We start from the raw sequence: 22,696 nt of genomic DNA on the forward strand, positions 1-22,696 counted from the left end.
TCATGACCGACATCCCGTTGCAGGACGTGCAATCGGTGCTGCCCGACATGTTGGCGGGCCGCTACGAGTCGGAGACCCGCATGCTGCTGGAGTCCCAGGTCGTGCGCGACGATGGCGTGATCTTCTCCGCGCTGGCCTTCAACGACGTCGTGGTCAACCGTTCCGGCATTTCCGGCATGGTCGAGCTGGCGGTCTCGGTGGACGGCCACTTCATGTACAACCAGCGCTCCGACGGCCTGATCGTGTCCACGCCGACCGGCTCGACCGCCTATGCGCTGTCGGCGGGCGGCCCGATCCTGCACCCGACCCTGTCGGGGCTGGTGCTGGTGCCGATTGCCCCGCATGCGCTGTCGAACCGCCCGATCGTGCTGCCGCACGACGCCGAAGTGTCGATCGAGGTCGCCACGGCGCGTGACGCCAGCGTGAATTTCGACATGCAGTCGCTGACCTCGCTCTTGCCCGGCGACCGCATCGTGGTGCGGCGCTCGGCCAAGACCGTCAACCTGCTGCACCCGATCGGCTACAACTATTACGCCACGCTGCGCAAGAAGCTGCACTGGCACGAGTACCCGAGCGAAGACAACCGGCTCTGATCCGCCCCGGTCCGCACCGATCCGGCCCAGATCCGCCCCCTGACATCACCCAGCCCTGACCCGTCGACCACGATGCTGCGCAGCCTGTCCATCCGCGATTTCGTCATTGTCGATACCCTCGACCTCGACTTCTCTCCGGGCTTCACCGTCTTCACCGGTGAGACCGGCGCCGGCAAGTCGATCCTGATCGATGCGCTGGCCCTGGTGCTGGGCGAGCGCGCCGACGCCGGCGTGGTCCGCGAAGGCGCCGCCCGGGCCAGCATCAGCGCCACCTTCTCCACCCCGGCCGGGCTCGATGCCTGGCTGGCCGAACACGACCTCACCGGCGACGAAGGCACCGTGCTGCTGCGCCGCACGGTTGATGCCAGCGGGCGCAGCAAGGCCTTTATCAATGGCGCCGCCGCCACGCTGGGCCAGCTGCGCGACATCGGCGACCGCCTGGTCGACATCCACGGCCAGCATGCCCATCAGCTGCTGCTGCGCCCCGACGCCCAGCGCCTGCTGCTCGATGCCCATGCAGGGCTCACCGCGCAGGCCGGCGCGGTGGCCGAAGCCTGGCGCTCGTGGCGCGCCTGCGTGCGCCAGCGAGAAGACGTCGAGCGCCGCTCGCGCGAGATGCAGCTGGAACGCGAACGGCTCGAATGGCAGGTTGGCGAACTCGAGAAGCTGGCACCGCAACCCGGCGAATGGGAAGACATCCAGGCCGAGTACAACCGGCTGTCGCACGCCGCCGGGCTGATCGAGGGCAGCCGGGCCGCGCTGGAGGCGCTGTCCGAGGCCGATGGCTCGGTGCTGTCGGGGCTCAACAGCGTAGTGCAGCGCCTGCGCCAGATGGCTGACGTCGACCCGGCGCTGGGCGACGTACTGGCGGCGCTGGACCCGGCGCTGGTCCAGGTCGAGGAGGCCGCGCACTCGCTCAACCGCTACGTCGACCGGATCGACCTGGACCCGGAACGCCTGCAGGTGGTGGAGGCGCGCATGCAGGCGCTGCACACCACCGCGCGCAAGTACCGGATGCCGCCGGAGCAACTGCCGGACGAACTGATGGCACGCCGCCAGCAACTGGACGACCTCCAGTCGGCCCAGGACCTGAACAAGGCGATGGCGCGCGAGGCCGCGGCCCGCGCCGCCTACCTCACCATCGCCCAGCATCTTGGCGCCGCCCGCAAGGTGGCGGCCGCGAGCCTGTCGGCTGCCGTGACGGATGCCATGCAGGGCCTGTCCATGGCGGGCGGCAGTTTCGCGGTGGCGCTGCACCCGCTCGATGAAGGGCAAAGCCACGGCCTGGAACAAGTCGAGTTCCTGGTGGCAGGCCATGCCGGCGTCAGCGCGCGCGCCCTGGCCAAGGTGGCGTCGGGCGGCGAGCTAGCCCGGATCAGCCTGGCGATTTCCGTCATTACCAGCGAGGCCGCGCCCACCCCGACCCTGATCTTCGACGAGGTCGACACCGGCATCGGCGGCGCGGTGGCCGAAGTGGTAGGCCGCCGCCTGCAGGAACTTGGCCGCGCCCGCCAGGTGCTGTGCGTGACCCACCTGCCGCAGGTGGCGGCCCAGGCCGGCGCCCACCTGCTGGTCAGCAAGGAGACCAGCCAGCGCGACGGCACAGGCTCGGTCACCCGCTCGCGCATCCGTGCCCTGGACGGCGCCGGCCGCGTGGTCGAAACTGCACGCATGCTGGGTGGGACCACCGTGACAGCCACCACCGTGCAACACGCCGAGGAGATGCTCGCGCACAGGGCCTGCGCGGCACCACCGGCACGGCCCGGGAAGCCCGCCGTTCGCGGCGCAGCGTTGGCTGATCGCCCACGCCCTGGCCAGTAACCATTTAGGAGTTTCCTCATGTCACTTGGCAAACAGCCGCACTCCCCCTCACTGGCTCGCCCGCTGTGGATGACCGCCGCTTGCGGCCTGCTGGCCCTGCTAGCCCTGACCGCTTGCCAGGCGCAACAGCGCCCGTCGGCGCCGCCGCCCAACAGCATCAGCGCGGATCGCGCCGTGGGCGATATCATGGTGCGTTTCTCCGCGCCGCCCGTCACCGTCTCCGAAGACGCCGATCGCTTGCTGGCGTCGATTGCCGGCCCGATCCGCTTCGTCGTCAAGCGGCCCATGTCGGGTGGTGTCTGGCTGGTCACCGCGATCTCCGCATCGGCCGATGCCACGATCGACCAGGCGGTCGCCACGCTGCGCGGCACCCCTCGCATCGAGCTGGCCGAGCCTGACCGCGTGCTCAAGCCGAACCGCGCCCAGCCCATCGGCCGCGACATGCCTGCGAGCTGATTCCGGCGGCGGCCCGATTCCTGTCGTCGGAATCCATGGCTTGGGCGTTGAAGGTTGAAGATTGAAGGTTGAATGCTTTAACCGCGGTCAGTCCGAAGCGGCCTCAACGGGAGAAGGCAGACATGCAGGCACAGCGTCAATTCCAATCTGGTGAAACGCGGCGCGTGGCGCCCCATGCCGCCCTGCTGCTGGCGCTGGGCGCCGCCCTCTGGCTGGGTGTGCCGGCCGCAGCCAGTGCAGCCCCCGACCCCGCTGCGCGCCCCGCGCCGCACTACACCGGCAACTTCATCGTGCGCTGGCGCGACGGCAGCACAAGCACAACCGCCAGCACGAGCGCCAGCACCGCCGGCGCCAGCGTTGCCCCCGGCGGCCTGTCCGAGCGCATGCTGAGCGTGAGCCAGAGCACTGGCGTGGCGCTCTCGGTCAAGCGCCAGATGGGGGGCAGCCTGCAGTTGCTGAGCGTCTCCGGCAGCGACGCCACCGACCCCGAAGGCACCGCCGCCCGGCTGCGCCAGGATCCGCGCATCGCGGAAGTGGTACCGGACCGCTGGCTGCGGCTGCACGATACTGTGCCCAACGATCCCGAATTCGCGCTCAACCAGCCCTACCTCGGCACCCCCGGCCAGGTGGTGGGCGGCGTTAACCTGCCGCCCGCATGGGACCGCACCCGCGGCAGCAGCAGCCTGGTAATTGCCGTGCTCGATACGGGCTACCTGCCGCACCCGGATCTGGCCGGCCGCATCGTGCCCGGCTATGACTTCATCAGCGATCCGTCCATCTCCAACGACGGCGGCGGCCGGGACGCCGATTGCCACCGACGCCGGCGACGGCGTACCGGTGGGATTCACCTGCCCAGGCACTACCACGCCAACCACAACCGCCACCAACAATAGCTGGCACGGCACCCGCGTGGCAGGCACGCTTGGCGCGCTCACCAATAATGGGCTGAACATCGCCGGCGTGGACTGGAACGCCCGCATCCAGCCGGTGCGCGTCTCCGGCCGCTGCGGCGCGCTGCTCTCGGACACCGTGGATGGCATGCGCTGGGCCGGCGGCCTGTCCGTGCCTAATGTGCCGGCCAATCCCACCCCGGCGCGCGTGATCAATGTGAGCCTGGGCGGCGGGACCTGTTCCAGCATCGAGCAGCAAGCCGTGGCTGACCTCGCCGCGAATGGCGTGGTGGTGGTCGCCGCCACCGGCAACAGCGCCGGCGCGGTCGAGGCACCTGCCGACTGCAGCGGCGTGGTCGCCGTAACGGCACATGCCAATGACGGCGAAAACGCCAGCTATGCCAATGTCGGGCCGCAGGTTGCACTGAGCGCGCCGGGCGGCGGCTGTGGCAACTCCAAGGTATCGGGCGGCAAATGCACAGTCGCAGAGTCGTACATCCGGACCCTGTCCAATGACGGAACCACTTCGCTTGGCAACTACAACGTCACCAACTCGCAAGGCACCAGCTTTGCCACGCCGCTGGTATCGGGCGTGGTGTCGTTGATGCTCGCAGCCAACCCGGCGCTCACGCCCGCCCAGGTGCTTGCCACCTTGAAGAGTTCGGCACGGCCCCATCCGGCCGGTACCTATTGCACGGCCGCCGCCAATGCCGGCATCTGCGGTGCGGGCCTGCTCGATGCCAATGCTGCCGTGGCCGCCGGCACGCAGGTGGTGCAGCCGGCGCCCGCTGCGCCAGCCACCTCCTCGGGCGGCGGCGGCGGCGGCGGCGCGCTATCGTGGCCGCTCGCGCTCGGGCTGTGCACGCTTGGCTTGCTGTTGAACTGGATCGGACGCCGCCGGCGCCCGGCGAAATCGCATTGATCGCGGGGCGCCGACCGGCCTGGGCCGGTCGGCGCCCTTTGGCAGCGTGCCTATGCGGCCGGCTGGCCGTGACGACGCTGCCACCACTCCTGCAACAGCCACAGCCCCAGGCCGGCCAGCGCGCCGGCCGCGTGCGCGATACGCACGACCCCAAACCCCCACTGCGCGTCAAACACCACGGGCGCAAGCCACGACTGTTCAAGCCAGGTCTTCGCCAGCACGCCGAGGCAGAGCGCCACGCCGAGCACGCGCGACACGCCGTGACCATAGAGCAGGCGCAGGCCGCCCCACAGGGCCAGCCCGTGCAGCGCGCCGGACAACCCGCCATACCAGCCCACCGACGGCACGCGGCATAGCGCCAGTTGCACCGCGACGCCGCAGGCGAGCAGGACCGCCAGCATCGCGCCGGCGCGCGCCTCGCGGCCGATCAGCAGGAACAGGCCCGCGGCGGCCAACAGGTCCGCCAGCCAGTGCTGCCAGCCAAGGTGGACCCACATCGCCGTCAGCAGGCGCCACCACTGGCCCGCCAAGCCGTGCCCCACTACCGCATCGCGCAGGTAGAGCCCGTGCGCGTGCAGCCAGGGGATGAAGGTGAAGGCGGCGCCAAGCGAGGCCGTGACCGTCAGCACGGCCAGCACCTCCAGCCATCCCGGCGGGCGCGCCGCGCCGGCCACCTGCGGGTTCATCTGGCGCCGGCAGCAACCGGCTCGCCGAACACCGCTTGCCAGAGCGTGCGCACGTGTTCCGCCTGCTGCGCCACCACGGCCGGCGCAACCCGTGCGTGGACCTGCCCATCCAGGCGCAGCTGGTGCTGGCGGGCACGGAACACCCGATACGCATCGCCCACCTCGCGCGCCAGCGTGGCATCGATCAGGCCGAGTTCGCCCGCGGTGCGCAGCAGCGCGATATTGCCGGCATTGCGCGTGAGCGCCGGATGATCGTGGCTGTGCAACAGCACGAGGTATTGCACCGTGAATTCGATGTCGACCATGCCGCCGCGATCATGCTTGAGGTCGAATAAACCGCTTGGGTTGGGATGGCCGTCGGCCACCTTGTGGCGCATGGCCGCGATCTCGCCGCGCAGCGTGGCGGCGTCGCGCGGCTGGCGCAGGATCTCGTCGCGCAAGCTTTCGAAGTGCGCCCCGATCTCGGCATCCCCCGCGCAAAAACGCGCGCGCGTCAGCGCCTGGTGCTCCCACACCCAGGCGGTGTTGTCGCCCTCGCGCTGCTGGTAGCGGCGAAAGCCCTCGAAGCTGGTCACCAGCAGCCCGGCCTCGCCGTTGGGACGCAAGCGCGTGTCGACGTCGAACAGCGTGCCGGCGGCGGTATGGCTGGTCAGCCAGGTGATCAGGCGGCGCGCGTAGGCGGCGTAGACGTCGGGCGCGCGCTCATGCTCGTCCTCGTAGAGGAAGATGATGTCGAGGTCGGAGGCATAGCCCAGCTCCTTGCCGCCCAGCTTGCCGTAGGCGATCACGGCAAAGCGCGGCTGCTCGGCGTGGCGGGTGGCTAGTTGGCGCCAGACTGCCTGCAGGGTCACTTCGAGCATGACGTCGGCCAGGTCCGACAGCCGGTCGGCAATCTGCTCCACCGTCAGCATGCCTTGCAGGTCTTGCAGCAGGATGCGGAAGGTCTCGGCATGGTGCTCGCGGCGCAGGACGTCCATCTGCGCTTCGATCTGGCCATCGGCCGCGTCGAGGCGCGCGGCCAGGCGGCCGCGGAAGCCGTTCCAGTCGGGCGCGCCCGCCAGCGCATCGCTGTCGAGCAGTTCGTCGAGCAATTGCGGGTGGCGGGTCAGGTAGGCGGCGGCCCAGCTCGATGCGTGCAGCGTGTCGGCCACGCGCGCCATGGCTTGCGGGTACTCGGAAAGCAACGACAGATAGGACGCGCGGCGGCTGATGGCATCCAGGAAATCGACAAAGCGGGCGATGGTGCGGTCCGCGTCTTCCTGGCGCGAGGCCAGGTCGAGCGCGCGGTTGACCAGCAGGTCAAAGCGCACGCGGCTTTCTTTGCTCCGACAACGCCCGGTAACGCAACGAGCCGCCGAATGGCGCGCAGGCGGTCGAGCAGCCCGGCGCAATCGCTGAAGCCGGCGGTGGCCAGGCGCTCGCACGGGGGCTCATCCTGTTCTTCCTGGATCAACGCCGGCCACAAGGCCTCGCACGGCGCATGCGCTTCGTCGGGGTCCGAGAAGGTTGCCTCGAACTGTTGCGCCACCGGATCCTGCAGCGACGCCAGCCGCTCTAGCAAGGCCGGCCAGTCCGCGCAGCCCATCATCCGCGCCACCGCCAGTTGCTCCTCTTCCGAAGTAGGCAGATGGTGCGTCTGGGCATCGTCGCGATACTGCAGGCGATGCTCGAGCTGGCGCAGGAAGCGGTAAGCGTCAGCCAGTTGCCCGGCCTGGCCAGCAGGCAGCAGCCCATGCTCCACGGCCACCGTCAGCACCTCCAAGGTCGGCCGGATGCGCAGCGCCGGGTCCTGGCCGCCACGGATCAGCTGGAAGACCTGGGCCATGAACTCGATCTCGCGGATGCCGCCGCGGCCCAGCTTGATATTGAAAGCGCGCTGGTTCACGCGCTGGCCGCTGCCAGGCGCCGCCAGGCCGCCGCTGCGCTTGGCAGCCTCGGCGCGGATCTGCGCATGCAGCGAACGGATCGCCGCGATCACGCCGTAGTCGAGGTAGCGGCGAAAGACGAAGGGCGTGGTCAGGCTGGCCAGCTGCGCGGCGGTACGCTGCGCATGCGGGGTATCCTGCGCCGACACCACCCTGCCCTTGATCCAGGCGTAGCGCTCCCACTCGCGCCCCTGCACCATCAGGTATTGCTCCAGCATGCCGAGGCTGCAGGCCAGTGGCCCGGCGTCGCCATTGGGGCGCAGGCGCATGTCGACGCGGAACACGTAGCCATCTCCGGTCACGTCGGCCAGCAGGTTGATCAGGCGCCGCCCCAGGCGGATGAAATATTCGTGATTGGACAGGCTGCGTTGCCCGCCGTCGGTGTCGCCATCTTCGTCGTACAGGAAGATCAGGTCGATATCGGACGACACATTGAGCTCGCGGCCACCCAGCTTGCCCATGCCGACCACAACCAGTTCCTGCACCTCCCCGCTGCTCTCCCCGACTGGCCGCCCGTAGGTCGGGGCAAGGTCCGCCTCCAGCATGGCCAGGCCGTACTGGATGCCCAGTTCGGCCAGGTCGGTCATCGCGCCGGTGACTTCGCCGAGCGTCGACAGGCCGCGCAGATCGCGCTCGATCAACACGCACATCACTTCCGCGCGCAAGCGGCGCAGCGCGCGCTTGATGGCATCTTCCACATCGGCCGATGGCTCGTGCAGGACCTTGAGCCGCGCCGCCATCCAGGCGCGCGTGAGCGGCTGCTCGCGCGCGAGCGCGACGATTTCGGCCAGCTCGGGACGAGCTTGCACCATGCGGCGGGTGTAATGGGAATAGGCGGGCGAGTACAATGCCATGCCGGCGCATGCGACCGGCACGAGTTCCGCGGCGGCCACCACCGCGAACGGGCCCGTGGCCATGTCGGCCACAGCCTGCCTGGCAGCGCTGGAAGTGTTGCCGGGCGCATGTTCGCCGGCAGGACCAGCCGCGGCCGCGGTTTGGTTTGCGCCATCGGTTGCGGCGGTATCGGGCGCCGCCGCGGAACTCGTCGGATCAGTGGAAGTCATTCCTGTTACTTAAGTAGCGCGTGAGCCGGCCCCTGGGCCGGCGTCGCGCGTTATGCACGGCCGGTCAGGCACCGAATTGGAGAGCGCCTAGTATTGTCGGATAATCTGCGCATGTCCAGCCGCGCCACCCCACCTGCCGAGCCCTCCGCCGCCACCGTCGGCGGCACGCCGGCACTCGATGGGACCGCCGGTGCAGGCTCCCCCCCATCGCAGCTAGGCGACCGGCGCGCGCTCGCGTTTGCGCGCGCGTTCGGCCGCGCCCTATTGGCAGGTTTGCGCCATCCCGTCTGGCGCGGCCTGGCACGCGTGCTGGTGCGTCTGGCCTTGGCGCTGGCGCTGCTGGCGCTGCTGGCGGGGCTCTTGATCCGCTTTGTGCTCTGGCCGCAAGCCTCGGCCGCCCGCACCTGGCTGGAGCAGCGCGGCTCGGTGGCGCTCGCGGCCCATTTGAGCATCGGCCAGCTCGATACTTACTGGGATGGCTGGCATCCCGCTTTCCATGCGCGCGACGTCAAGGCCGTCGATGCCGACCAGCGCGTGCTGCTGGCGGCGGGCGAGCTCGATGGCAAGCTATCATGGCGCTCGCTGTTCAGCATGGACGTGCTGTTCCAGCGAATCTCCGCCCGCCAGACCGACTTGCTGATCCGCCGCTCCGCCGACGGCAAGCTAAAGGTGGCCGGCCTGGCCGTGGACACCACCGGCGCCCAGCCGCAAGACAACCGGCTGTTCGACTGGCTGCTGGCCCAGGGCAGGGTCGAGCTCACCGACGGCAAGCTGCGCTGGCTCGACGACAAGAACAAGCTGCCGCAACTGGACGTCGGCGATTCCGCCATGAATACCTGCATCGCACCGGCGACTGGCACAACTGGTATGGACAGGCCAGCTGGGACCTTGGCCGGCTGGAGCTCCCGGTGCTGCAGCGCTATCTCGCGATCTTCGACCGGGTCACGCGCGGCACCTTCAGCACCGACGGCACCATCGAGTTTCGCGGCGGCCAGATCACCCGCAGCCAGGCCCGGCTGCGCGCGAACAGCGTGGACCTGAAACTCGCCGGCGCGCCCGAAGCGCTCAAGCTGGCCAGCGCGCAGGCCTTCGTCCTGCACCGCGCAGGGCGAGACCGCGACAACATCCTCACCATCGACACCCTGCTGTGGCAGCCCGAGCCCGTGGAAGGCCCGGCGGTGCCACCGGCACGGCAAGCGCAGGCGGCCTCGGCGGCCGGCGCCGCCAGCGCGGCCGCCGGCCTGGCCAGCGGCGAAGGCGCCTGGCGCGAAGGCATGCGCAAGGTGGTGGTCGGCTGGGCCACCGACAACAAGGGCGAATTGCGCAAATTCACGCTCAAGGCGCCCACGTTCGACCTGAACACCGTGCGCGCGCTGGCCACCTCGCTGCCGCTCGACACCGCTTTGTCGCGCCAGTTGCGCGCGCTCCAGCCCTCCGGCCATGTCGATAACCTGGACGTGAACTGGACACGGGATCGCCAAGGTGTGCTGAGCCGCCGCGATGGCCAGCGCCACTACAACGTGCAGGGCACGCTGCGCAGCGTCTCGGTGCTTGGCCAGCCCGCCAACCCGCCCCTCGGCGCGAATGGCAAGCCCCACCTGGGCGTGCCGGGCTTCTCGCGGATTTCCGGCAGCTTCAGCTTCGACGAACGCCAGGGCAGCGCCCGTTTTGAAGGCAACAATGCCGCGCTGATACTGCCCGGCATGTTCGAGGACCCGCGCCTTGCGTTCGACCAGATCAACGGCGAAGTGCGCTGGACCAACGACAACGGCAAGCTGGCGGTGCGCACCGACGGCGTGCAATTCGCCAATGCGGATACCGCCGGCAGCGTACGTGGCACCTGGCACGCCGGCGGCGACGGCCACGGCGGCATTGCCGACCTGACCGGCGAGCTGGCCCGCGCCCAGGTCAGCCGCGTACCCCGCTACCTGCCAATGGGCATACCCGCGTCCACACGCCAATACCTGGCCGGCGCCCTGGTCAGCGGCGAAGCCAGCGACGTCAGGTTCCTGCTCAAGGGAGACCTGGAGCACTTCCCCTTCCACAGCCCGTTCGAGCGCGCCGGCGACTTCCGGGTCGAAGTGCCGATCCAGCATGTCAGCTACCAGATCGCGCCCCATGTCAGCGCGCCGGCGGGCAGCGCCGCCAGCGCCAGCAATGGCGGCAAGGCCTGGCCGAACTTCACCGACATCAGCGGCCACTTGCTGTTCGAACGCGGCGGGCTGTCGTTCGTCGCGCAGCGCGCTGGCGTGCAAGGCGCCACTGGCGTCACGCTGCAGGAGGTCAATGGCCGCATCGCCGACCTCGGCGAGCACGGCCGCCTGGTGCTGGACGGCAGTGCCAGCGGGGCGATGGCGGGCTTCCTGCGTTTTGTCGCCGCCAGCCCGGTGCGTGACTGGACCGGCCAGGTGATGGCGGACATGCGCGCCCAGGGCAACGGCGAGCTGCGGCTCAAGCTCGACCTGCCCCTCACCGAAGCGAATGCAACCAAGGTCGACGGCCAGTTCCGGCTACCCGGCAACGATGTGGTGCTGACCCCGCAATTGCCCGTGCTGGCCGGCACTACCGGCGTTGTTGCCTTCAACGAGCACGGCTTCCAGCTCAACGACCTGCGCGCCCGCTTCCTGGGCGGAGAGATTCGCGCCGGCGGCGGCAGCCAGCCCGACGGCGCGGTCCGGGTCAATGCCAGCGGCAACCTCACCGCCCAGGGCATCCGCGAAGCCTTTGGCGCCTCGCCGGCAGCCGGCCTGGTACAGAAACTGGAAGGCAGCACCGCCTACAGCGCCGTGATCGGCGTGCGCGATCACCAGCCACAGGTCACGGTTGCATCGGAACTGGCCGGACTGGCGGTGAACCTGCCCGCACCGATGGCCAAGAGCGCGGCGCTGGCCGTGCCATTGCACTTTGAGCTGCGCCCGGCCGCCGCCCGCGCCGGCAGCGAGGAAATGCTGGTGCAGTATGGCAACGTGCTCAATGCGCGCTACTTGCTACGCCGCAATGGCGATGCCGTGGAAGTGCAAGCCGGCGGGATCGGCCGACGGGCATGGCACCTTCGAGGGCCGGATCGGATGGCGCGGCTCGCCCCTGTCGATCGACTACCCCACCCTGTCGGGGCGGATGAAGCTGCAGCTGGAAAATGGCCAGATCCTCAGCGTGGACCCGGGTGCGGCCAAGCTGCTGGGTGTGCTCAGCCTGCAAGGCCTGATGCGGCTGGCCACCTTCGACTTCCGGGGAGTGGCGGGCCAGGGCATGGTGTTCGACGAGATCACGGGCACTGGCACGATCGAGAACGGCGTGGCCAGCACCAAGGACTTCGCGCTCAAGGGCGGGCAACTGCGCGCCTCGATGACCGGCAGCGCGAACATCCCGCGCGAGACGCAGGACCTGGACGTGACGGTAGTGCCGCGCATCAACGCCACTTCCGCGTCGGTGGCGGCGGCGTTCATCAATCCCGCGCTGGGCATCGGCACGCTGGCGGCCCAACTGATGTTTGCCGACGAATTCTCCAAGGCCTTCAGCCGCCGCTTCCATATCAGCGGTGCCTGGGCGAGCCCGCAGATCGTCAAAGTGGGGGAGAATAAGACCGACTCGCACCCCGTGCAGGGTTCGTCCAATCGTATCTACCCGGCGCCATAACCGTAACGGCTGGCCCTGCCGGCCGAGCCGCGCCGCGCCGCCGCCGCAAGCCAAGGAAACCGTTTCATGACCGCAAACGCCTCCGCCCAAGCCCCCAGCGCGGCACCCTTTCGCGTCGCTGCCATCCAGACCATCAGCGGGGTTTCGCCCGAGGCCAACCTGGCCCGCGCCGACGCGCTGATCGCGCAGGCCGCCAAGGGCGGTGCCGAACTGGTGTTGCTGCCGGAATACTTCTGCATGATGGGCCTGCGCGAAGGCGACAAGGTGGCGATCCGCGAGCGCGACGGCGACGGACCAATCCAGGCATTCCTGGCCGATGCCGCGCGGCGCCACCGGATCTGGCTGGTCGGCGGCACGCTGCCCTTGTGGTGCGAGGACGAGGCCCGCGTCTACAACACGTCGCTCGTCTACGACCCGCGCGGTGAACGCGTGGCGCGCTACGACAAGATCCACCTGTTCGGCTTCACGCGCGGCACCGAAAGCTACGACGAATCGCGTACCATCCTGGCCGGCCAGACCCCGGTCAGCTTCGAGGCGCCCTGTGGGCGGGTCGCCATGTCGGTCTGCTATGACCTGCGCTTTCCCGAGCTTTACCGCCAGCTCGCCGAGAGCGGCGGCACCAGCTTGATTTTGATGCCGGCCGCCTTCACCTACACCACCGGCCAGGCGCACTGGGAAATCCTGCTGCGCGCCCGCGCCATCGAAAACCAGTGCTATGTGCTGGCTGCCGCACAGGGTGGGAAGCACGAGAACGGACGGCGCACCTGGGGCCACTCGATGCTGATCGATCCCTGGGGCGAAGTGATGGCGGTGCTGCCGGAAGGCGAAGGCGTGGTAAGCGGGCTGATTGACCCCGTGCGCCTGGACGAGGTGCGGCAGAACCTGCCTGCACTGCGCCATCGGGTGCTGTAGCATGTACAAGCAATGACCTGGCCGATTCCCCGGAATCGCCAAACTCCCAGATTTTCAAGCGGCGGCGTCATTTCGCCACCGCGGCACGACAATAAAGGACAACCATGAACGCCGGCGACCTCGGAATCCGCAACCTCGCCACCGCCCAGCAATTGCTGCTGGCGCCCTACGGCCTGGACGAAACCAACCTGCAGCGCGTGCTGGCGGACATCTTCACGCATAAGGTCGACTACGCCGACCTCTACTTCCAGTACACCCGCAACGAGGCGTGGAGCCTGGAAGAAGGCATCGTCAAGTCGGGCAGCTTCAGCATCGACCAGGGCGTCGGCGTGCGCGCCGTGTCCGGCGACAAGACCGCCTTTGCCTACTCCGACGACATCAGCCTGGACGCCTTGCTCAAGGCCGGCGCCGCGACCCGCACCATCGGCCGCGCCGGCAGCGGCCGCGTCAAGGTGGCGAGCAAGATGACGACGGCCTCCCAGGGCGGGCGCAACCTGTACTCGCCCAACGATCCGCTGGACTCGATGGACGCTGCCGAAAAGGTGGCGCTGCTCGAGCGCGTGGAACGCATGGCGCGCGCCAAGGACCCGCGCGTGGTGCAGGTGATGGCCGGCCTGGCCGGCGAATACGACGTGGTGCTGGTAGCGCGCAGCGACGGCGTGATCGCCGCCGACGTGCGCCCGCTGGTGCGGGTCTCCGTCACGGTGATCGCCGAGCAGAACGGGCGCCGCGAGATCGGCTCCTCCGGCGGCGGCGGGCGCTATGCCTACGGCTATTTCACCGACGAGCTGCTGCGCAAGTACGTGGACGAGGCCGTGGCCTCGGCGCTGGTCAACCTCGAGGCGCGGCCGGCTCCGGCCGGCGCCATGACCGTCGTGCTCGGCCCGGGCTGGCCCGGCGTGCTGCTGCACGAGGCCATTGGCCACGGCCTGGAAGGCGACTTCAACCGCAAGGGCTCGTCGGCCTTCGCTGGCCGCATGGGCGAGCGCGTGGCGGCCAAGGGCGTGACCGTGGTGGACGACGGCACGCTGGCCAACCGCCGCGGCTCACTCAACCTCGATGACGAGGGCAACCCGACCCAGTGCACCACGCTGATCGAGGACGGCATCCTCAAGGGCTATATCCAGGACACGCTCAACGCGCGCCTGATGAAGATGCCGGTGACCGGCAACGCGCGCCGCGAGAGCTACGCCGCGCTGCCGATGCCGCGCATGACCAACACCTACATGCTCAACGGCAACCGCGATCCGCAGGAGATCATCGCCAGCGTCAAGCGCGGCCTCTACGCGGTCAATTTCGGCGGCGGCCAGGTCGACATCACCAACGGCAAGTTCGTGTTCTCCGCCAGCGAGGCCTACCTGATCGAGGACGGCAAGATCACTACCCCGGTCAAGGGCGCCACGCTGGTCGGCAACGGCCCGGAGTCGCTCAAGGACGTCACCATGATCGGCAACGACATGCGCCTGGACTCGGGCGTGGGCGTGTGCGGCAAGGAAGGCCAGAGCGTGCCGGTGGGCGTGGGCCAGCCGACCCTGCGCATCGAAAACATGACGGTCGGCGGCACGGCCTGATTGCCGTGCCGCGCGCCGGGTGCGGTCCCTTGCTGCTCAGGGTTGCTGCTCAGGGCCGCGCCTCGTAGATCAGGTTGAACGGCGTTTGCGCCGCCCGGCGAAAACGCGAAAAGCCGCCCTGCTGCACCACCGAGCGCATGCGTGCCTCGCCCGACTGGGCACCCAGGCACAGGCCCACCTCCTGCGAGCGCGAGGCTGGCGTGCAGATGAAGGTCGAGGCCGAGTAGAACACCCGCCCGATTGGGTTCAGGTTGTCCTCGAGCCGGTCGTTGGCGAAAGGCTCGACGATCATCCAGGTGCCGTCCGGGCGCAGGGTCTCGCGCACATGCGCGGCGGCGCCGACCGGATCGCCCATATCGTGCAGGCAGTCGAACACGGCCACCAGGTCGTAATCGTTGCCGCCATACTCCTTGGCCTTTGCCACCTCGAAATGCACGCGGTCTTGCACGCCGGCGCGCGCCGCCGCCTCGGTGGCGAAGCGGATCGACGGCTCGTGGTAATCAAAGCCGTAGAACTCCGATGCCGGATACGCCTGCGCCATGATGATGGTGGAGGCGCCATGCCCGCAGCCCACATCGGCCACGCGAGCGCCCGCCTGCAGCTTGGCCTGCACATCCTCCAGCGCGGGAATCCATTCCGTTGTCAGATGCGCGGCGTAGCCCGGGCGGAAAAACCGCTCGGTGCCGTGGAACAGTGAAGGGTCGTGTTCATGCCAGCCTAGCCCGCGCCCATTGCGAAAGGCGTCCACGATCTTGGGAATCGCCTTGAATTGCGCCACCGCGATCTGGAAAGCGCCGGGGATAAACGCAGGGCTGCCCTCCTGGGCCAACGCGAAGGCCTGCTCCTCGGTCAGGCTGAACAGATCGCTGGCCGGGTCGTACGCGACATAGCCGCTGGCCGCCTGCGCGGACAGCCACTCGAGCAGGTAGCGTTCGTCGGTATGAGTTTTCTCGGCCAACACCTGCGCGGTCATCGGTTTCTCGGCCAAGGCCTTGTAGAGGCCAAGCGTATCGCCCACCACGATGGTGGCGGCATGCATCACCGCCCCCAGATCCTGGACAAACTGCCCCATGAAGGCGTTCAGCCTCCCTTCGTCGATTGCCATGATGTTTCCCTCCCCCTCGCCTCAGCCCGGCGTGCCTGAGTTGCCTGGCACGCCGCGTTCGCCTGTCTTCCCCCGGGCAAACCTGTGCAGGTGCCACCGCCACGCTACCATGCGCGCTGGCGGCGCCTATACTGGCCTCATTCATGTTGGTTCACGCACGGGAACGCGCCAATACGCAGCATTGCGTACCTGCACGCTGCCCAAAGCCGCCGCAATGCTTACATCCAGCCGTTGCCAGGATGACCCGGCGCTCTCGATGCTCGCCAGGCTGACCGCGCGCGAGCAACAAGTGCTGCGCTGGCTGGCGCACGGCAAGACGGACCGCGAAATCGCCGGCATGCTAGGCATCAGCGCCCGCACGGTGCAAAAACACCTGCAACATGTTTATGTGAAGCTTGGCGTGGAGAACCGTACCGCCGCCGTGATGCGCGGGCTGGAACTGGATCCGGGACCCGCCATGGAGCGGCCGGAAATTGTGCCCAGGCCAATGCCGGACGCTTGCCAAGCTCCATAAAACGCGCTATAAAGATGCTTCGTTACCCGATGGTCAACCGCCGCTGCCGGCAGAATTGGCAGGGCTGGCGCAATTTCCTGCCATCTCGTGACGCGTTGCCGCAAATAACCAACGCCATTTGAGCCGCATCCCATCCATGTCCGCTAAGTTTTATTTTTACTTTTTTAGCGATCTCGCACCGCTGGCGGATGGAGAGGGACGATCGTAAGTGCCTCTAGAATTCAAAAAAAAGCCGCCAGCGAACCTGGCGGCTTTTTTTTATACCGGCCCGCACCCAGCTCTACCCCAGACAACCCAAACACACGACCCTACAAAATCCGGAGCCATCATGCTGAAGAACACCGACGACCTGCGCATTCGCGAACTCAAGGAATTGTTGCCCCCCGCGCACCTGATCCGCGAGTTCGGCTGCTCCGAGAAGGCGTCCGACGTGATCTACGGCGCGCGCCAGTCCATGCACCGGATCCTGCACGGCATGGATGACCGCCTGATCGTGATCGTCGGGCCCTGCTCCATCCATGACACCCGCGCCGCGCTCGAGTACGCCAAGCTGCTCAAGGTCCAGCGAGACCGTTTCGCCGGGGAGCTGGAAGTGGTGATGCGGGTGTATTTCGAGAAGCCGCGCACCACGGTGGGCTGGAAGGGACTGATCAACGACCCGCATATGGATGGCAGCTTCAAGATCAACGATGGCCTGCGCATCGCCCGCGAACTGCTGCTGAATATCAGCGAGCTGGGCGTGCCGACCGGCACCGAATACCTCGATATGATCAGCCCGCAGTACATCGCGGACCTGGTCAGCTGGGGCGCCATCGGCGCGCGCACCACGGAGAGCCAGGTACACCGCGAACTGGCCTCCGGACTGTCGTGCCCGGTCGGGTTCAAGAATGGCACCGATGGCAACGTCAAGATCGCGGTCGATGCGATCAAGGCCGCCTCGCAGCCCCACCATTTCCTGTCGGTGACCAAGGGCGGCCACTCCGCCATCGTGTCGACCTCGGGCAATGAGGATTGCCACATCATCCTGCGCGGCGGCAAGACGCCCAACTACGATGCCGCCAGCGTGCAGGAAGCTTGCGAAGCGATCTCCAAGGCTGGCTTGGCCGCGCGCCTGATGATCGATGCCTCGCACGCCAACAGCAGCAAGAAGCACGAGAACCAGATCCCGGTCTGCGAGGATATCGGCCGCCAGTTGGCTGCGGGCGACGAGCGCATCGTCGGCGTCATGGTGGAATCCCACCTGGTGGGCGGCCGCCAGGACCATGCCCAGGGTACGCCGGTGGAAGACCTCACCTACGGCCAGTCGGTCACCGATGCCTGCATCGGCTGGGACGATTCGGTAAAGGTGCTCGAAACCCTGGCCAACGCCGTCAAGGCACGCCGCCTGGCCAAGGGCACCGGCAACTGAGCCGCCGGACGCGCGGGCGAAGAAAAAGCCGCTTGAATCAGCGGCTTTTTCTAATTCCGGACCCGGGCGCGGCGTGAGCCGGCGCCAGCCTGCTTACTTCTTCAGGACCAGGCCGCCCGGCAGCGACTCGATATAGGCGGCGATATCCTTCAGCTCATCCCGGGTAAAGGGACGCGGCTTGCCGTCCTTGCCCGTCACGCCCGGGTTGGCGTTGACCTGGCCGGCCATGATGGCGTTGGAGCGGCCCACCTGCGGGTTGGTGGTGATCTGGTAGGCAGCCAGCGCGTGGTACAGGTAGTCGGCATGCTGGCCGGCCAGCTTGGGGTAGTCTGGGGTGATCGGGGCATTCAGGCCGGCGCCGTGGCAGGCCGCGCAGTTGCCCTTCTCCACCAGCGCCTTGCCGTGCGCAAGGTCGGCAGCCGAGGCGGTGATGGCCGAGGCGCCCAGCACGAGTGCGCCGATCGCGAGCGAAAGCGTCTTAAGCGTATTCATGGGTGGGTCCTCTTACTTCTGGGTGTTGTTTTGCGTGCTGGGAGACTGCTGCGCGTAATAGGCAGCCACGTCGGCGATGTCCTGGTCGGTCAGGGTCGCGGCAATGCCACGCATGGTCGGGTGCTTGCGCTCGCCCTTCTGGTACTCCTTGAGCGCGTTCTCGATATATTTGGCGTTCTGGCCGCCGAGCAGGGGCACCTGGTACACCTCGGGGAAGGAAGCGCGATAGCCGGGAATGCCATGGCAACCAATACACATCGCGACCTTGTTCTTGGCGGCGTCCACATTGCCCTTGACTTCCTGGGCTTGCGCAGCCATTGCGGCCGCGCCCAGCACCACCATCGTGAGGAGCTTTTTCATTGTCGTAGCTGATTGGAAGTGTTAAACCCTGCGTGACCTGCCCAACCGGTCGGAAATGGCTTCAGAATGCGTCCGGCCGGACCGTATCTGCCCGCGGGTAGATGCGGTGCTGCCAGCGTGGGCCGGATACCTGGGCGCTGTAGCTAGCGCTGCCAAGGCATCCCGGCATAGTCTCCGCCTCATTCTGTAACCATCTCTTGTCATCGCCGCCTCCCGGCAAGGACCGCGGGAGTGACAAGGCGGACAAAGCGAGGGGGTGGAGTCTTGGACGTGGGGGGCGCGTCAAACCGCCGCATTGTACAGCACGCTGCACGTGGCAGTCCAGCATGGCACGGCGAGCCACACGCGAACCGAAAAGCTCTTTTATACTGGCCAATTCCGACACGCATAAACCCCTTCAGGTTGCCCCATGTCCAACACCACCAACGCCAGCCAGAACCAGCAAAACCGTTTCGAAGGCACACAGCAATATGTTGCCACCGATGACCTCAAGCTGGCCGTGAATGCCGCCCGCGCCCTGCAGCGCCCGCTCCTGATCAAGGGCGAGCCCGGCACCGGCAAGACCATGCTGGCCGAGGAGGTGGCGGCGGCGCTCGGCATGCCCCTGCTGCAGTGGCACATCAAGTCCACCACCAAGGCGCAGCAGGGCCTGTACGAATACGACGCGGTGTCGCGCCTGCGCGATTCGCAGCTCGGCGACGGCCGCGTCCACGACATCCGCAACTACATCATCAAGGGCGTGCTGTGGCAGGCCTTCGAGGCCGACCAGCAAGTGGTGCTGCTGATCGACGAGATCGACAAGGCCGACATTGAATTCCCGAACGACCTGCTGCGCGAAATCGACCGCATGGAGTTCTATGTGTACGAGACGCGCGAGCTGGTCAAGGCGCGCCACCGCCCGCTGGTGATCATCACCTCGAACAACGAGAAGGAGCTGCCCGACGCCTTCCTGCGCCGCTGCTTCTTCCACTACATCAAGTTCCCCGATGCGGAAACCATGCAGCGCATCGTCGACGTGCACTATCCCGGCATCAAGCGCGAGCTGGTGGCCGCGGCGCTCGAATCGTTCTACGAGATGCGCAACCTGCCGGGACTGAAGAAGAAGCCCTCCACGTCGGAGCTGATCGATTGGCTCAAGCTGCTGATGGAGACATCCCGCCCGAGGCGCTCAAGAGCCCGGACAAGAAGGCCGCGATCCCGCCGCTGCACGGCGCGCTGCTGAAGAACGAGCAGGACGTGCACCTGTTCGAGCGCCTGGTGTTCATGAACCGCGCCAACCGCTGAGCGCCACGCCATGGCACGCTTTATCGAACCCGTCACCCTGCGCGGCCAGCACGCCTTGCTGGAACCGCTGCGCCCGGAGCATGAAGCCGAGGTACAGGCCGCCGTCGCCGATGGAGAGCTGTGGAAGCTCTGGTACACCTCGGTGCCGGCGCCGGACCAGGTGCGCGCGTGGACCGACACCGCGCTGCAGATGCGCGAGCAGCAGGGCGCGATGCCGTTCGTGATCCGCGAGATCCGCGACGGCGTACCGGGCGCGCTGGTGGGCGCGACGCGTTACTTCAATGTCGACGGCGCCAACCGGCGCCTGGAGATTGGCCATACGTGGCATGCGCAGCGCGTACAGCGCAGCGCCGTGAACACCGAATGCAAGCTGATGCTGCTCACGCACGCGTTCGAGCAGCTGGCATGCATCGCCGTGGAATTCCGCACGCACTGGATGAACCACCAGAGCCGCACCGCCATCGCCCGGCTTGGCGCCAAGCAGGACGGCGTGCTGCGCAACCACCAGCGCATGCCCGACGGTTCGCTGCGCGATACCGTGGTGTTCTCCATCATCGCCAGCGAATGGCCGACGGTGAAGCGCCACCTGCAATACCGCCTGGACCTGCCGGGGCGCGCCTCGTGAACCTGCACGCAAACCGCTGCACCCGCTCCGGGAAACTCTAAGCGAGCCCACCATGCTGATCGATTTTTTCTTCTCGCTGCGCCACGCCAAGCTGCCGGTCTCGGTCAAGGAATACCTGACCATGCTGGAAGCGCTCAAGGCCGAGGTGATCACGCCGTCGATCGACGAGTTCTACTACTTGTCGCGCATGACGCTGGTCAAGGACGAGAAGCACTTCGACAAGTTCGACCAGACCTTTGCCGCCTACTTCAAAGGCATCGAAAGCCTGGTCGACTGGAAATCCGACATCCCCCTGGACTGGCTCCAAAAGACGCTGGAGCGCGAGCTCTCGGCCGAGGAGAAAGCCAAGATCGAAGCCATGGGAGGGCTCGACAAGCTGATGGAGCGGCTCAAGCAGCTGCTCGACGAGCAGAAGGAAAAACACGAGGGCGGCAACAAGTGGATCGGCACCGGCGGCACCTCGCCGTTCGGGCACGGCGGCTATAACCCGGAAGGCATCCGCATCGGCGGCCCGTCCAAGGGCAACCGCACCGCCATCAAGGTGTGGGAAACCCGCGCCTACAAGGACTACGACGACCAGGTCGAGCTCGGTACGCGCAATATCAAGGTGGCGCTGCGCCGGCTGCGCCGTTTCGCGCGTGAAGGCGCCGAGACCGAACTGGACCTGGACGACACCATCCATTCCACCGCCGCCAACGCCGGCCTGCTCGACATCAAGCTGCGCCCGGAACGCCACAACAAGGTCAAGGTGCTGATGCTGATGGACGTCGGCGGCTCGATGGACGACCACATCAAGCGCGTGGAGGAATTGTTCTCGGCCACCAAGACCGAGTTCAAGCACCTGGAGTATTACTACTTCCACAACTGCGTCTATGACTACGTGTGGAAGAACAATCGCCGCCGCCACGCGGAGAAGATCGCCACGTGGGACCTGATCCACAAGTACACGCCCGACTACAAGGTGATCTTTGTCGGCGATGCCACCATGAGCCCGTACGAGATCCTGCAGCCCGGCGGCTCGGTGGAGTACAACAACCCGGAAGCCGGCGCGGTCTGGCTCAACCGGCTGATCGAGCAGTTCCCGCGCTTCGTCTGGCTCAACCCCGAGCCCGAAGGGCTATGGCAATACCGGCAGTCGGTGACGGTGATCAACCAGATCATGAAGTCGCGCATGTATCCGGTCACGCTCGGCGGACTCGAGCAGGCAATGCGCCTGCTCTCCAAGTAACGCCACCGGGTCTGGACTGCTGCCGCCGCGCTTCAGGCGCGCAGCAGTCCGCCCAGCATTTCCCCCCGCCCACCCCCGTCCCCCCGCCCGCGCCCGCGCCCGAACAGCGTGCGCGCCACGCGCTCGCCATCCAGCCCGAAGCTCTGCGCCGCTGCCGCGGCGATCAATCCATCCAGTTCCGTGGTCGGCGCCAGGTCGCGTCCCTGGTAGAGCGCGCCCTGCGCCAGCCCTGGCCAGTCGGCCAGCACCCGTCCGCCCTTCACGCCACCGCCCAGTAGCATCGCCGCCGCGCCGGTGCCGTGATCGGTGCCGCCGGTGCCGTTAGCGGCCGCGGTGCGCCCGAACTCCGTGGCCACCAGCACCGTGGTGCGCTCCCACGCCGGGCCCAGCCCGTCGCGCAGCGCCGCCAGCATGGTGTCCAGGGCCTTGAGGCGAGCCGCCAGGCGTGGCGCCTGCGCGCTGTGCGTATCCCAGCCGCCGGTCTCGATCATGGCAATGCGCGGCCCGTCCGCGCGCGCCAGGAAGCCTGCGGCGAGACGGCCGAGGCTGGCCGGGTCCTGGCGCGCGCCCGCGTCTCCCGCCAGCCCCCTGGCCTGCATTGCCGCGCTCCAGAGCGGGTGCAGTTGCGCGTCCATCTCGTAGAGTTGCCCGACGCGCGTGAGCAGGTCGTCGGGTGCCGACGGCAGCGCGGATGGCGCATAGGAACCGACTTGCACCGGGCCGCGTAGCGCAGCCGGCACCGTCGGCGCGAAGGCAATGGCATTCTCCGAGCGCTTGGGCAGCAGGCTCACCAGCCGGTTCATCCAGCCATCCTTCACCTGGTAAGGCTCGGCGCCGCCGGTCTCCAGCACGTTCTGGCCGTCGAAGTGCGAACGCTCGCGATATGGCGATGCCACCGCCTGCACAAACAGCGCCTGCCCTGCCGTGTACATCCGTGCCGTCTCCGTCAGCGCGGGATGCAGCGCGAACGTGCCATCGAGCTTCGTGGCTTGCGCGGCGTCGATGGCCAGCGCTCCGCGCAGGCGGGCGTAACCGGGATCGGCGTAGGGAATGACCGTGTTCAAGCCATCGGCGGCGCCGCGCTGGATGACGAAGACGAAGCGATGGTCGGAGTCGACGCTGGCGAGGGTGAGGCGCGGCAACGCCAGCATCGCGCTGGCACTAGCGGTAACGCGGAGGAAATCTCGGCGGGAAAACATGGCAA

At 67.7% G+C, this 22,696-nt stretch carries 13 protein-coding genes and 5 pseudogenes; 12 read left to right on the top strand and 6 right to left on the bottom strand.

Annotated elements, in window-relative coordinates; translation table 11 throughout:
- From OR16_RS04390 to OR16_RS04405, 4 genes and pseudogenes are all read left to right on the top strand, one after another.
- A pseudogene (locus OR16_RS04390) lies at positions 1-593 on the top strand (NAD(+)/NADH kinase); the annotation flags it as partial.
- Positions 594-665: 72 nt separating this feature from the next.
- Positions 666-2,414 carry a DNA repair protein RecN gene (gene recN, locus OR16_RS04395; protein WP_006156761.1) on the top strand — a complete coding sequence of 583 codons (1,749 nt, stop codon included), beginning with the start codon at positions 666-668 and terminating at the stop codon, positions 2,412-2,414.
- A gap of 18 nt (positions 2,415-2,432) precedes the next feature.
- Positions 2,433-2,870 (top strand): hypothetical protein, encoded by a 438-nt coding sequence (locus tag OR16_RS04400; RefSeq protein WP_006156762.1) that lies wholly within the window; start codon positions 2,433-2,435, stop codon positions 2,868-2,870.
- 122 nt (positions 2,871-2,992) lie between these two features.
- A pseudogene (locus OR16_RS04405) lies at positions 2,993-4,682 on the top strand (S8 family peptidase).
- A gap of 50 nt (positions 4,683-4,732) precedes the next feature.
- Here OR16_RS04405 and rrtA read toward each other — a convergent pair.
- Complete coding sequence (gene rrtA / locus OR16_RS04410) at positions 4,733-5,368, bottom strand: rhombosortase (protein WP_006156763.1); 636 nt, start codon at positions 5,366-5,368, stop codon at positions 4,733-4,735.
- Positions 5,365-8,210, bottom strand: a pseudogene (glnE, locus tag OR16_RS04415) (bifunctional [glutamate--ammonia ligase]-adenylyl-L-tyrosine phosphorylase/[glutamate--ammonia-ligase] adenylyltransferase). The gene rrtA and the pseudogene glnE overlap by 4 nt, the downstream one beginning before the upstream one ends.
- A gap of 258 nt (positions 8,211-8,468) precedes the next feature.
- Here glnE and OR16_RS48085 point away from each other — a divergent pair.
- The 3 genes and pseudogenes from OR16_RS48085 (at position 8,469) to tldD (ending at position 14,476) form a co-directional block, all read left to right on the top strand.
- Positions 8,469-11,993, top strand: a pseudogene (locus OR16_RS48085) (YhdP family protein).
- 66 nt (positions 11,994-12,059) lie between these two features.
- Positions 12,060-12,905 (top strand): carbon-nitrogen hydrolase family protein, encoded by an 846-nt coding sequence (locus OR16_RS04425; RefSeq protein ID WP_006156764.1) that lies wholly within the window; start codon positions 12,060-12,062, stop codon positions 12,903-12,905.
- Positions 12,906-13,009: 104 nt separating this feature from the next.
- Positions 13,010-14,476, top strand: coding sequence for a metalloprotease TldD (tldD, locus tag OR16_RS04430; protein WP_006156765.1), 1,467 nt, complete (start codon positions 13,010-13,012; stop codon positions 14,474-14,476).
- A 49-nt stretch (positions 14,477-14,525) separates the two neighbouring features.
- On the opposite strand, the gene OR16_RS04435 is transcribed toward tldD, so the two are convergent.
- Entirely contained in the window at positions 14,526-15,581 is a 1,056-nt protein-coding gene (locus tag OR16_RS04435) for a class I SAM-dependent methyltransferase (RefSeq protein ID WP_006156766.1), read from the bottom strand.
- Between the two features lie 214 nt (positions 15,582-15,795).
- Between OR16_RS04435 and OR16_RS45330 the strand changes: the two genes are divergently transcribed.
- Both OR16_RS45330 and aroG read left to right on the top strand, forming a co-directional pair.
- Positions 15,796-16,095 (top strand): helix-turn-helix domain-containing protein, encoded by a 300-nt coding sequence (locus OR16_RS45330; protein WP_423739632.1) that lies wholly within the window; start codon positions 15,796-15,798, stop codon positions 16,093-16,095.
- Between the two features lie 328 nt (positions 16,096-16,423).
- Positions 16,424-17,503: a 3-deoxy-7-phosphoheptulonate synthase AroG gene (aroG, locus tag OR16_RS04445; RefSeq protein WP_006156768.1), complete on the top strand. Its 1,080-nt coding sequence runs from the start codon at positions 16,424-16,426 to the stop codon at positions 17,501-17,503.
- Positions 17,504-17,596: 93 nt separating this feature from the next.
- Here aroG and OR16_RS04450 read toward each other — a convergent pair whose 3' ends face one another.
- Both OR16_RS04450 and OR16_RS04455 read right to left on the bottom strand, forming a co-directional pair.
- Positions 17,597-17,995 (bottom strand): c-type cytochrome, encoded by a 399-nt coding sequence (locus OR16_RS04450; RefSeq protein ID WP_006156769.1) that lies wholly within the window; start codon positions 17,993-17,995, stop codon positions 17,597-17,599.
- Between the two features lie 12 nt (positions 17,996-18,007).
- Complete coding sequence (locus OR16_RS04455; RefSeq protein ID WP_006156770.1) at positions 18,008-18,355, bottom strand: c-type cytochrome; 348 nt, start codon at positions 18,353-18,355, stop codon at positions 18,008-18,010.
- 409 nt (positions 18,356-18,764) lie between these two features.
- Between OR16_RS04455 and OR16_RS04460 the strand changes: the two are divergent.
- The 3 genes and pseudogenes from OR16_RS04460 (at position 18,765) to OR16_RS04470 (ending at position 21,492) form a co-directional block, all read left to right on the top strand.
- A pseudogene (locus OR16_RS04460) lies at positions 18,765-19,639 on the top strand (AAA family ATPase).
- Between the two features lie 10 nt (positions 19,640-19,649).
- Positions 19,650-20,264: a GNAT family N-acetyltransferase gene (locus tag OR16_RS04465; protein ID WP_006156772.1), complete on the top strand. Its 615-nt coding sequence runs from the start codon at positions 19,650-19,652 to the stop codon at positions 20,262-20,264.
- Between the two features lie 52 nt (positions 20,265-20,316).
- Positions 20,317-21,492 (top strand): vWA domain-containing protein, encoded by a 1,176-nt coding sequence (locus OR16_RS04470; protein WP_006156773.1) that lies wholly within the window; start codon positions 20,317-20,319, stop codon positions 21,490-21,492.
- A 32-nt stretch (positions 21,493-21,524) separates the two neighbouring features.
- Here OR16_RS04470 and OR16_RS04475 read toward each other — a convergent pair whose 3' ends face one another.
- Positions 21,525-22,691, bottom strand: a complete 1,167-nt coding sequence (locus tag OR16_RS04475) for a DUF1501 domain-containing protein (RefSeq protein WP_043418500.1) — start codon at positions 22,689-22,691, stop codon at positions 21,525-21,527.
- Positions 22,692-22,696: the final 5 nt, after the last annotated feature.

It is taken from the genome of Cupriavidus basilensis OR16, from assembly GCF_000243095.1.
Classification (GTDB): domain Bacteria; phylum Pseudomonadota; class Gammaproteobacteria; order Burkholderiales; family Burkholderiaceae; genus Cupriavidus; species Cupriavidus basilensis_D.